Source organism: Rudaeicoccus suwonensis (assembly GCF_007829035.1).
Taxonomy (GTDB): Bacteria; Actinomycetota; Actinomycetes; order Actinomycetales; family Dermatophilaceae; genus Rudaeicoccus; species Rudaeicoccus suwonensis.
This window is the reverse complement of sequence record NZ_VIVQ01000003.1, coordinates 21,278-32,390: the sequence shown is the minus strand read 5'-3', so window position 1 is coordinate 32,390 and position 11,113 is coordinate 21,278. Positions and strand designations below refer to the sequence as shown.

Genomic DNA, 11,113 nt, shown 5'->3' with positions numbered 1-11,113 from the left:
GTCATGCCCATGGGTCGTCCTGCTGCGTGGTGGGCGGCGTCGAGCCGGCTGCCTGACCCGCTGTGGCGGTGCCGACGGTCTGCGAACCGCCACCCCAGGGGTCGCTGGTCTCCGACGATGACCCGCCCCAGGTGTCGGCGACAGTGGGCGTCGCGCCCCAGCCACCCCCGCTCGATTCGGTCGAACCCGTGCCGGTGGACGACGGAAGATCCGCGCGCAGCGTGCGAACCACATCCGGCATGTGCGAGATCGCGTCTCGCAGCAGCTCCGGCCATCCGTTCATGCCGGGATCTACCAGGAAGACCACCTCGACATCCCCGTCGTGCGGTGACGCGGGGTCGAGCGAGACCAGCCAGGTGTTGACCAGTCCCAGAGGCAGTCGGGCGAACTCCTTGGCGGTGGCACCGGAGGGCCCACGTGCGCCGGGCCGACGCGGTTGGTCGACCACGACGTACCCCGCCTCGGTCGGCAAAAGGCTCATCCGCGCACGGAACGTCTTGCCGAGCGCGGACACCTGGCGACGGCCGTCGACGGCCATGGTGACCGTCTCGGCGGGCACCAGCGTCGACCGGTCGGTGAGGAAGGTGGACCCTTCGTCGACGCGGCCGCGCAGCGCGCCGACTGTCACCGCCGAGCCGCGCAGCTTCGCGGTGGCGAACTTCAGCGCATAGAGCAGAGCAAGGGGAATCAGCAGACCCAGCAGCACCAGCCCGATCAGCACACCCCACAGCACACTGCTGTTGGCGGGGCGCGACATGTCCAGACGGAATTGCACCTGCTGGGCGACCGGAGCCGAACCGCTGTCAGCCGAGCGCAGCATCACCGTGGTCGTGCCCGCCAGAAGACCGTTGCCGGACCCGTGAAGATCGACCGTGATCGGGATCGATCCGGCCGCACAATGAGCCGTGTCGGACGCCGTCGAGGCGACAGTGGGCCGCACGCCGCTCGGCGCGCCCTTGATCGTCGCTGCTCCGGAGATCCAGCCGCAACCGTTGCCCTTCAACGGAATCGATCCTTTGACCGACGAACTGCTGTCTGTTGAGCCCAGATTCACCACATCCGGAGCCGACGGGTATGACGCGGGGACCTGGATCGTCACCGGATAATCCCGCACCTGGGGCTCGAGCACGGTGCCCGGAACGGTCGTCGAACCGTTCTTCCACGACTTCGTGGTGACTGCCAGTGCCAGCCTCAGCACAGCCGGACCAGGAGCAATACCAGCGAGATTCGCATGCTGCGGTGTTGTGATGGCCGCCCCGGACAGGCTGCGAGCGATGACAACGCTCTTGCCGTTCGGTGTCACCAACGTCGCTTCCAGAGTGGTCTTGCTGACCAGCGTCTTCGGATCGACGGTCCCACCGGACGCCCGACCCAAGCCGAAGGTCAATGCGGGGCTCTGGCCGCCGGTGCGCAACGTCATACCCGTCTCGTTGGTCCACACGGGCACGAGATCACCGAACAGATGCATGCTCGACCGCGAGACCCCGAGGTCTGGGCGATGAAGGTCAGTGCCCACTGCCCGGTCCATTGCGCGTTGTTGGTGGGCTGCAGGTCGACCGAGATCGTGCGTGGCGACACCCACCTCCAGGTGATGTTCGCACTAGCGAGAGTGCCGTGCTGCGCACTCGAACCCATTTGGAGATCAAGCACTTTGCCCGAGGGTGCCCGCAACTGGACTTGAGCTCCGGACACAGTGCTGTCGGCCAGGGCGTGCACCCGTCCGATCGACGAGTCGACCACGAAGGTGTGAGCGCCCTGAGGGCACGCGGTCTTGGTGCACACCCCGGCGGTTTGGGCGATCGGCGCCTCGCCAGGTGCTGCGAACTGGTCGAACGCGAAAAAGAGATCGTCGATGTTGTCCGCTTTGAAGAACGCCCCCGGCGCCGGCTTGGTCAGCGAACCACACGGCGTCCCAGTTGTCCCGGTCGAAATCCCCTGCAGCAGTGAGAAATCCGGCTTCTGAAAGCTGGACAGGCCGATAGCGACCGTCGTGATGTTGTCGCTTCTCAGTTGGTCGGCCAGGCCGGTGGGACGACACAGGTCCTTGATGCCGTCAGCCACGGCAGCATTCGCCTGAGCGACTGTGTTCAATTTCTGATTCGGCGCATACGGTTTGGGGTCGCCCTGCTGCTTGACCTGTGCCGCCGACAGGGTGTCGCGCGGCTGGATGCTGTACTCACCGTCAGTGATCAGCACCACCATCGGGCAATGGGCTCCGGAGGTCGCGCCCTGCGCTTCCAACGACTTGCGAGCACCGGTCAACGCATTCCAGTAGTCGGTGTCCTGACCACTGTTCTGATGACTGAAGGTGTCAAGCTTGGCGTCGATGCCTGGCAACGAACCGCTGGTGAGCTGGGTCCAGTTCATCTGCTGCTCGAACTGCGCAGCGAATCCGGCGATGGCCACGTCGATCCGGGCGTTGTTGGTGCTGACGAATGTCGACAGCTGGCCCATGAGGTATTTCGCCGCAGCGACTCGCGCGTCCGTCGGGTCGGTCTGCGCCAGCGATCCGGAGGTGTCGATCAGCAGTTGCAAGTCGCCTTCTCCACCTCCGGCAATACATGCACCGACCCGCTCGAGGGCAGAGTTCGTCGATGGAGTTGCCGCCTCGGCGCGGGCCGGCAACATCCAGGCGAAGACGCAGACCAGAGCGACGACACAGCCGATCAGCCGCTTCATGTCCAGCGCCCCCGAGCCACGTCGTTGGCGATCGAAAAAGCGTTCAGCACCACGGCGACGAGCGAGACGACGACAGACACCCGCAACAGCCAGGGCGCGAGTTCTTGTGGGCGATACCAACCGGATCCGCGTCGCTTGCCGTCGACGACCAGGAAGACGCCCACCACGATGATCGCGACCGGACCGGCAAGTAACCAGCCGACCACGCCCGCGTTGGCACCGTGCCAGATCAGTCCGACCACCAGGCCGATCACCGCAAGCAGGAGAGCGCCGCCGATGAGCGGCATCGGCGCAGTCGCCGTCTGCGGCAATGCAGGTGTGCCGGTCTCGGCATCGCCCCCGGCGAGCGTCTGCGAAGGGGTGATCGGGGAAGTGCCGGCCGTCGAGGGCGTGGCCGTGCCCCGGTTGACCACGGGCGACGCCGTCGCCCACGGATCAGCCGCCGCTGCCGGGGTGGCGCCGGGCTGCGGCTGCGCCGCCTGCTGCCGGCCCGGAGGCTGGGACCCTGTAGACGGCGGCGGGGGCACCTGCTGAAAGCCCCCGCCTCCCCCGCGATTCCACATGTCGTCCGATGAGGGCATCACACCACCGTCTGCATCTGTTGCACGTCTGACTGCCTGCTGCGCACGGACCCTCCCTGAACATCAACATTCCGCTGGGGTCGAGGATGTCGGCAGGAGCACAAGCCGTCGCGTCACGAGAACTCGGGACATGACCGCCTGAAAATTCGAGGCCGCGGTCGCTATCACCGCCCTCCGGTCAAACTTCACGGCGGCGATGCTTCCTTCCCGTCCCGGATGTTCGACGATCTGGCGGCAATAGGCGCCCTCCGGTCGAGTACCGCGGCGCGCTTTCGACGATCGATCCGACAACCATCTCGAGGGCGGTCCGTGAGATCGCTGCGAACGAGCTCAGGGTGTTTCGGCCGCCCAGCACGTGTCAATGGAGGAATGGTTCGCACCGACCTGACGACACTGCAGGCTTTCTGCGCGTCCCGAGTTCAAGGGACGCTTCCGGCACACTCGGACACGATGCTGTGCCTATGACGCACCCACGCCAACGCATGACCTTGGCCGCAGCAACCCTCGTCACGGTGGCTCTGTGCGGTTGCAACTCCTCTTCGGATGCCGCGAAGACTGTTGCCGATCAAAACCATACGACGATCACTTCCACCGCGGCTCCGATCGCAACGCGGCAAACCGATGCCGCCACCACGCCACCGGCTGTCGCGCCGTCGGCTGCGGAATACTGCGCGGTGATGGACAGATACAAGGCGAGATACGAGAGCCAATTCGCAACCGCCAACTCCGACGTCGCGCAGAGCGGCAGCGGAGTCATGCAGCTGACCGGCCTGCTCTACGCCGTGATGGCGATCGGCAACCTCTCCCCAATGTGGCACGACATGGCAGCAGTGGCACCACCGTCGATCAAAGGCGCCACCGACGCTGTGACCGCAGCGTGGGACGAGCAGATGGGCAATGCTGCCGACAACGTGCTCCACCCGCAGATGGCGCTGCTCCAGAATCTCGCCATCGGGCTCACCGTGCTGGGCCCGATGATGCAAGTCAACGACTTCGTCACGCAGAACTGCAACTGACCACTGCACGCAACGTCCCAGTGTTACCAGGTACGACCATCGCATCCACACCGATGATCGCCGGCAACTGCTTCGATTGAAAGAAACTTGTTCAAAGGTCCAGGTAACCATCGCGGATCGCTTCGCGCAGCGATCCGTAGATGTTATTCACCGGCCGTCCTAGCGCTGCATACCTCGCTGCAATGCGCTGGAAATAGGTGTCGACGGTGTGCACCGACAACTTGCCCGGTACCGCGTGCCCGATCGCCTTCTTGGGGACACCCGCCGCCAAAGCCTGCAGCACGTCGACCTCCCGTGTCGTCAGAGTCGCCATGAGATGCGGATCGTTCAACAGAGCGTCGGCCAGGTGGCTGGTTGGTGCTAACTGCCCGGCGGCCACACACTGCAACGCATCGATCAGCAACTCCGGCGGATCGGCTTTTAGCACCAGCCCGCCCGCTCCTGCTGCGATGAGTGCACGCATCTGAACCGGCCGTGTCTCGGCTGTGAACAACAGCACCGGCACGTCGTGGCTCACGGCCATCGTGACGTTGTCCTCCGCACGCGAGCCGTCGGACAGGTCGATGTCGAGCAGTAGAACGTCGGGTGCGCCTGCAACGAAATCGAATTCGCGCAGGCTCGACGCCTGCCGTTCGATGACCACGTTGGCTCCGGCGTCATGGATAGTGCCTACGATTCCGCGAAGCACAACCCGGTGGTCGTCGACGGCCCAAACCCGGAGGGTCGTGTCAGCCGATGCTGAGAAGGTCTGCATCACCATGATCTTGACTCTGCCCGCGAGGGGGCTGGCCCCGCGTCCCGAATGTCGGGGACAGGTGCGCGGCGCCGGACGGGATCAGCACGGTCTGAAAGCTCGCCCGATCGGTGTATCGAAAGGCATGGGGGCAGATCTGCTGCCACGACGACCAGACCGTGGGTTCGTATGACGGAAGCGTCACCCTCGCCCCGCCGTCCGCATGCAGTTGCACGGTGACCCGGCCCCCGATGCCGACACGATTCAGCGTCTGCAGCACCTGAGCGGTCACTTCGGTCACCGCCTCGCTCGGTGTTCCGTTCGCGTGCACCTTGACTATCACGCCCACCCTGCGCAGCGATGCCAGAACAGCGTCGATATGTGGGTTCACAGCGACTCGTGCCGGGTTGATCGAGTCGCGAACGATACCCTCAAGAAGCGCCGCGCGTGTCTCGACCTCCGAAGACCCGAGCGCCAACCTCCCGATAACGACATCGCGCAAGAAGGGTGCGACGTCATCCCTCAGGTTGGCGACTCGTTCGACCAGCAGCCGTTCGCGCGCACGCAATTCGTATGCATGCAAATCCGCCTCGGCCGCCCGATCCGACTCGACGCGTGCCTGATGTATCGAGCGCCCGACCAGCCATCGAAGTCCATACGCCGCACCGAGCACGTATTCCGGTCCGAACAGCGCCGGGCTCAGCGCCAAGATGCGATCCGCACCGCCACCCTGTGTCACGACCCGCACGAGTGGTACGGCGCAGACCGCCACGGCGAAGGGCACCGACTCCCACGCCGGGCGCAGCACCACACCGATCACCACCAAGGGCACCACACCGCCGGCCAGCCAGTACGCCATCGGATCGGTGATGTCCGACGTCACCGACAGCGCCGCCAGACAGGCGCCAGCGATCGCAACTACACCCAGCACCCACGCTGTCTGCCGAACGTGACGACCGCGCCACAGCAATGGCGCCGCCACAACGAAGCCAGCCGTCGTGATGGCGGTCGCGATGAGCGCCGGCTGCGGGGACTGCATCCGCGACGACATGATCACCGCTTGCACGACGTTGAGGACCACGTATGGCGCGCCGCCCGCGACGGTCGCCTGTCGGACGTGGGAGAGGATCTCTTCCAGGCGCGAACCCTGCCTGGCATGTGGCGGATTCGGTTCGCGCCACACCAGGGTCACGGTGGTTTTGCCCGGCTGTGACGCCACGGTCATGTCGCCGCCGACGTCGACCATCCGACCTCGCAGTGAGTCGCTGATCCCCCGGTGACCCGCGGGCGTCGATGTCGGGTCGAATCCGCGCCCGCGATCGCAGATGACGACCGTCACCTCGCCGGCCCTGCGCCGAGCCGTCAGCTCCGCATGCCCGACTCCACTGTGCAGGCGGACATTTCGAAGAGCCTCGCGGGTTGCTGCGCCCAATGCCTCGGCAACGGGTGCGGGAATCGCGATGGTGTCCAGGGTGCACGTCACGTCGATCCCACAGTCGGCGATCGACGACATGAGCACCTCCGCGAGCAGCCGGCTTGCATCGTCGCGGGGCCGGTCGATCGAAGCGTCGAGATTACGCAGGGCCGATCCAGCGAGCTCCACTGCTTCCGCACGAGGAATGCGCGCTCCCAACGCCAGGCCGCGCAAGGAGTGCAGCACCTCGTCGTGCACGAACCTGCTCACCCATGTGGTCTGCCGGGCAAGCACCGCCAGCTCCGCTTCTCGTCGCGTCACGATCGCACGGTTGGCTCGTTCGAGGTCACAGAGAGTCGCGGCACGACGTAGCTGAGTAATGCCGATACGAACCGCCATCGAAGCACACAGCGGCGCCGACACCGACAAGACACCGGTCTGCCATGCAACGCCCCGCAGCTGTAATGCGGCGAGACAACTGCAGGCGAGAGTCGCGCTGCACACACTCGCGAACCATGTATTGCGGATCGTCAGCATCGCGAACACGGTGAACACCGTCATGGCCAACACAGGCTCCAACGGCGCTCCGACCTCTGCCCGCGGCAGCGGCTGTTGCGCGCTGGCGAGCACCAGCAAGGCCGCCGTACCCGCGCACAGCATCACCGAGGTAAGGGTGTTGTCGCGCTTGGACAGCACCAGCCCTGCCGCGGCGGCCAGCAGTCCCAGCTGGCAGATCATGACCGCTGTGGAGACAGCAGAGACATGCAGCTTGAAAATCACCACGACCACCGCAGCTGCGACGACCGCAGAGGCGACGGCATAAATCCGGCGGGTGCCGACGTCCACGGCCAGAGCCCATGCTCCGCGCCGAACGTCGTCTCCCACCTGCTGCATGCTCCGCAAGCTATGGACTCCAAGTACAACATTCAACTAAAACGGCCTTTGTTGAGAAAGGCTGTTCTTCCCGCAATAAGTGCCGCGCGACACCCCTGGACGCTCGTCGGCGCACGACGCCTGGCTGCCTAGCCAACAGCGCAACACGTCGCGCGGGCTGCAATCTTGCCGTGTCCTACACAACCCCGGCGATATTCGACGCGCGGGCTCCCATACCGACCCCACCGCCGAATATCCGACGAGTGGTCAGCGCAGGAAGCCGGGAAAGTCAGTCCGCGAGCGGGCCATATGACGCGCCTACTGCGGCCAGCTCGGCCTCGCCACCGTCCACGGCCGTGAGGACCCACACGCCGCCCTCAGTCACCGCCACCGTGTGCTCCCAGTGCGCTGCGCGCGAACCGTCGTCGGTCACCACGGTCCAGTCGTCGGCGAGTTCGTGCGACTCGTGCGTGCCCAGCGTCAGCATCGGTTCGATCGCGACCGTCGAACCGACGCGCACCGCCGGCCCGCGCCCACGCACCCGCTCGTTGTAGACCGCCGGCTCCATGTGCATCTCGCGGCCGATCCCATGACCCGTGTAGCCGTCGAGGATCCCGTAGCTGCGACCGTCCGCCCGCCCGCTGTCGACCACCGAATCCTCGATCACACCGCCGAGGTCATAGATCCCGATCCCGGGGAGCAGCGCGGCGATCCCCGCCCACAAGGCAGCCTTGGTCGCCGCCGACAGGGCCAGGTCTTCTGCCCGCGCGGCAGCGTCACCGCCCACCACGCACGTCATCGCGGCGTCGCCGTGCCAGCCGTCCACGATCGCGCCACAGTCGATCGACACGAGATCACCCTCGACCAACATCCGAGAGCCAGGTATGCCGTGCACGACCTCCTCGTTGACACTCACGCACAGCGAGCCAGGAAACCCTTGATACCCGAGGAACGACGGCGTCGCACCACGCCCGCGGATGAAATCCTCGGCGACCGCGTCCAGCTCGCCGGTCGTCATACCTGCGCGGATCGTGTCGCTCATCAACGCCAAACACTCGCCCACAACCAGCCCCGCACGGCGCATCGCCCGGACCTGCTCGGGTGTCTTGGTCTCCAGTCGCTCCCGGCCGAAGATCACGAACCTGCCGCGATCTTCTCCAGTTCGGTCCGGATGCGTGCCGCAACATCGTCGAGGCTGCCGACGCCGTCGATCTCGATGAGCAGGCCACGTTCGCCATACGTCGCTGACAACGGGGCGGTCTCGCGCCGGTAGATCTCCTGCCGGTCGCGGATGACGTCCTCGGTGTCGTCGGCGCGGCCCGACGTCTCGGCTCGCTTCAGCAACCGGGCCACGATCTCGTGGTCGTCGACCTTGAGTTCCAGCACGGCATCGATCGCCAGGTCGTCAGCTGCGAGCATCTCGTCGAGCGCGCTCACCTGCGCAATCGTGCGCGGGTAGCCGTCGAGCAGGAAGCCGCGCCTCGCGTCGTCCTGGTGCAGCCGGTCGGCGACGATCTCGTTGGTGATCTCGTCGGTCACGTAGCCGCCGGAGTCCAGGATGCTCTTGACCTGGCGACCCAGGTCGGTCTCCCGCTTGATGTTGTCGCGGAAGATGTCACCGGTCGACACGTGCGGGATCTGCCACTCGCGGGCGATCGTCTCCGCCTGGGTGCCTTTGCCTGCACCGGGAGGGCCGAGGATGATCAGCCTCATCGCGTCACGACCCCGGCGAAGGACCTGCGCGAGGCCGGAGAAACGCAACTGCGGCGGAGGAATGTCACCTGAGGAACCCTTCGTAGTGGTGCTGCTGCAACTTGGAGTCGACCTGCTTGACCGTGTCGAGCCCGACACCGACCAGGATCAGGATAGAAGCGCCGCCGAAGGGGAAGTTCTGGTTGGCGCCGACCATCGCCAGGGCGATCAGCGGGATGAGCGCGATGATAGCCAAGTAGATCGCGCCGACGACTGTGATTCTCGTCAAAACATAGTTGATGTATTTTGCTGTCGCCTTGCCGGCGCGGACGCCGGGGATGAACGACCCGGACTGTTTCAGGCCGTCAGCCACCTCGTCGGGCTGATAGGTGATCGACACGTAGAAGAACGTGAAGAACAGCACCATCGCTGTATAGACCGCCATGTATGACGCATGGTCGCTCTGCGCGAGGTTGTTGAAGATCCAGGTGGCCCAACCCGCCGGATGCGCAGTCCCCTGCGGGTTCGTGAACTGCGCGACCATCACCGGCAACGACAAGAGCGAACTGGCGAAGATGATCGGGATCACGTTCGCCATGTTGACCTTGAGCGGGATGTAGGTGGAGGTGCCGCCATACATGCGCCGGCCGATCATCCGCTTGGCGTATTGCACCGGCACACGGCGGATGGAGTTCTCCACGAACACCACGACCGTCAGGATCACGACGCCCATGACGATCACCATGATGAACTTGCCCCAGCCCTGGTTGCGGATCGACCAGATCTCCGAGGGGACACGCGCGGCGACCGAGGTGAGGATCAGGATCGACATACCCTGACCGACGCCCTTTTCGGTGACCTGCTCGCCCAGCCACATGATCAGGCCGGTGCCGGCGGTGAAGGTGATCACCATGATGACCAGCGTCGGCAGGGCGCCGCTGGTCATGATGTCGGAGCAGGCGGAGCCGTTGCCCAGCAGCGACTCGGGGTTGTTGTGCACCGCTGTCACCAGCGTCGAGGACTGCAGGATCGCCAGACCGATGGTGAGATATCGCGTGTACTGCGTCATCTTGGTCTGCCCGGCCTGGCCCTCCTTCTTCAGGGCCTCGAACTTCGGGATCACAACCGTCAGCAGCTGCACGATGATCGTGGAGGTGATGTACGGCATGATGCCGAGCGCGAAGATCGACAGCTGCAGCAGCGCGCCACCGGAGAACAGGTTGGCCAGACCCAACAGCGACTGCTGCCCACCTGATTGGTTCTGACAGGCCTGCACAGCCTTGTAGTCGATACCCGGCGCCGGTATGTGCGAGCCGATCCGGAAGATCGCGACGATCGCCAACGTGAACAGGATCTTGTTTCGCAGGTCCGGCGTCCGGAAGGCGCGGCCGAATGCGGTAAGCAACGTGGATCCTCCTGGGCCGTTCCGCTTCCGGGAGCGGCCGTGACATAGGCGACCGGCCCGCTGTGAGCAGACCGCTGCGCCGGCGGGGCCTGACGGCATACCGATCGGCATGCCGAGCCACCGTGGACAAACTTGCTTGCAAAGGTTACCTGCCGCCGCCGCGAGGTGGCGTCAGGGAGTGCGACGAACGCCCCTCGGGAAGCAACGGGACCGGGTGGTCCCGCAGTTCCCTCGGGGCGTTCAGACGATGAGGGTCACGATCACACTGCGGTGATCGAGCCACCTGCAGCTTCGACCTTGTCCTTGGCGCTGGCCGAGAACTTCTGCACGGAGAGGTTCACCTTGACGGTGATCTCGCCGGTGCCGAGCACCTTGACCGGCTGGCCCTTGCGAACCGCGCCCTTGGCGACCAGATCGGCCACCGCCACGTCACCGCCGTCGGGGAACAGCGCCGAGATCTTGTCCAGGTTCACGACCTGGTACTCGACCTTGAACGGGTTCTTGAAACCGCGCATCTTCGGCAGTCGCATCTGCAGCGGCGTCTGGCCACCTTCGAAGCCGAGCGGAACCTGGTAACGGGCACCCGTGCCCTTGGTTCCGCGGCCCGCGGTCTTACCCTTCGAGCCCTCACCGCGACCCACGCGGGTCTTGGCGGTCTTGGCTCCGGGGGCAGGACGCAGGTGGTGCACCTTCAGTGCGTGCGTCTTCTCTTCAGCCATG

Annotated in this window: 10 protein-coding genes; 1 reads left to right on the top strand and 9 read right to left on the bottom strand. The window is 65.4% G+C overall.

Features of this window, described 5'->3' with window-relative positions; genetic code table 11:
• Position 1 precedes the first annotated feature (1 nt).
• From BKA23_RS14385 to BKA23_RS14375, 3 genes are read right to left on the bottom strand one after another with little or no spacing between them, the layout of a single operon-like run.
• The gene (locus tag BKA23_RS14385) at positions 2-1,420 is read right to left on the bottom strand and encodes a hypothetical protein (protein ID WP_145229719.1); all 1,419 of its coding nucleotides are present in this window, start codon (positions 1,418-1,420) and stop codon (positions 2-4) included.
• Positions 1,417-2,679 carry a vWA domain-containing protein gene (locus BKA23_RS14380; protein ID WP_145229717.1) on the bottom strand — a complete coding sequence of 421 codons (1,263 nt, stop codon included), beginning with the start codon at positions 2,677-2,679 and terminating at the stop codon, positions 1,417-1,419. The genes BKA23_RS14385 and BKA23_RS14380 overlap by 4 nt, the downstream gene beginning before the upstream one ends.
• Positions 2,676-3,260 carry a hypothetical protein gene (locus BKA23_RS14375; RefSeq protein ID WP_145229715.1) on the bottom strand — a complete coding sequence of 195 codons (585 nt, stop codon included), beginning with the start codon at positions 3,258-3,260 and terminating at the stop codon, positions 2,676-2,678. The genes BKA23_RS14380 and BKA23_RS14375 overlap by 4 nt, the downstream gene beginning before the upstream one ends.
• A 461-nt stretch (positions 3,261-3,721) precedes the next feature.
• Between BKA23_RS14375 and BKA23_RS14370 the strand changes: the two genes are divergently transcribed.
• Positions 3,722-4,276 carry a hypothetical protein gene (locus BKA23_RS14370; protein WP_145229713.1) on the top strand — a complete coding sequence of 185 codons (555 nt, stop codon included), beginning with the start codon at positions 3,722-3,724 and terminating at the stop codon, positions 4,274-4,276.
• A 91-nt stretch (positions 4,277-4,367) separates the two neighbouring features.
• On the opposite strand, the gene BKA23_RS14365 is transcribed toward BKA23_RS14370, so the two are convergent.
• The 6 genes from BKA23_RS14365 to rplO all read right to left on the bottom strand — a co-directional run bounded on the left by BKA23_RS14365 (position 4,368) and on the right by rplO (position 11,112).
• Complete coding sequence (locus BKA23_RS14365; RefSeq protein ID WP_145229711.1) at positions 4,368-5,036, bottom strand: response regulator; 669 nt, start codon at positions 5,034-5,036, stop codon at positions 4,368-4,370.
• The gene (locus BKA23_RS14360) at positions 5,005-7,317 is read right to left on the bottom strand and encodes a sensor histidine kinase (RefSeq protein WP_145229709.1); all 2,313 of its coding nucleotides are present in this window, start codon (positions 7,315-7,317) and stop codon (positions 5,005-5,007) included. The genes BKA23_RS14365 and BKA23_RS14360 overlap by 32 nt, the downstream gene beginning before the upstream one ends.
• Before the next feature lie 268 nt (positions 7,318-7,585).
• Positions 7,586-8,431 (bottom strand): type I methionyl aminopeptidase, encoded by an 846-nt coding sequence (gene map, locus BKA23_RS14355; RefSeq protein ID WP_145230170.1) that lies wholly within the window; start codon positions 8,429-8,431, stop codon positions 7,586-7,588.
• Positions 8,431-9,009, bottom strand: a complete 579-nt coding sequence (locus BKA23_RS14350; protein WP_145229707.1) for an adenylate kinase — start codon at positions 9,007-9,009, stop codon at positions 8,431-8,433. Before BKA23_RS14350 ends, map begins: the two co-directional genes overlap by 1 nt.
• Before the next feature lie 64 nt (positions 9,010-9,073).
• Entirely contained in the window at positions 9,074-10,393 is a 1,320-nt protein-coding gene (gene secY, locus BKA23_RS14345; RefSeq protein WP_145229705.1) for a preprotein translocase subunit SecY, read from the bottom strand.
• A 260-nt stretch (positions 10,394-10,653) separates the two neighbouring features.
• Positions 10,654-11,112, bottom strand: coding sequence for a 50S ribosomal protein L15 (gene rplO / locus BKA23_RS14340; RefSeq protein WP_145229703.1), 459 nt, complete (start codon positions 11,110-11,112; stop codon positions 10,654-10,656).
• Between the last annotated feature and the right edge of the window lies 1 nt (position 11,113).

What these genes read in the sequence shown, in the direction of transcription:
- BKA23_RS14385 (WP_145229719.1), bottom strand. Translation starts at nt 1,420, where the DNA reads ATGACGTTGCGCACCGGCGGCCAGAGCCCCGCATTGACCTTCGGCTTG.
- BKA23_RS14380 (WP_145229717.1), bottom strand. Translation starts at nt 2,679, where the DNA reads ATGAAGCGGCTGATCGGCTGTGTCGTCGCTCTGGTCTGCGTCTTCGCC.
- BKA23_RS14375 (WP_145229715.1), bottom strand. Translation starts at nt 3,260, where the DNA reads ATGCCCTCATCGGACGACATGTGGAATCGCGGGGGAGGCGGGGGCTTT.
- BKA23_RS14370 (WP_145229713.1), top strand. Translation starts at nt 3,722, where the DNA reads ATGACGCACCCACGCCAACGCATGACCTTGGCCGCAGCAACCCTCGTC.
- BKA23_RS14365 (WP_145229711.1), bottom strand. Translation starts at nt 5,036, where the DNA reads ATGGTGATGCAGACCTTCTCAGCATCGGCTGACACGACCCTCCGGGTT.
- BKA23_RS14360 (WP_145229709.1), bottom strand. Translation starts at nt 7,317, where the DNA reads ATGCAGCAGGTGGGAGACGACGTTCGGCGCGGAGCATGGGCTCTGGCC.
- BKA23_RS14350 (WP_145229707.1), bottom strand. Translation starts at nt 9,009, where the DNA reads ATGAGGCTGATCATCCTCGGCCCTCCCGGTGCAGGCAAAGGCACCCAG.
- rplO (WP_145229703.1), bottom strand. Translation starts at nt 11,112, where the DNA reads ATGGCTGAAGAGAAGACGCACGCACTGAAGGTGCACCACCTGCGTCCT.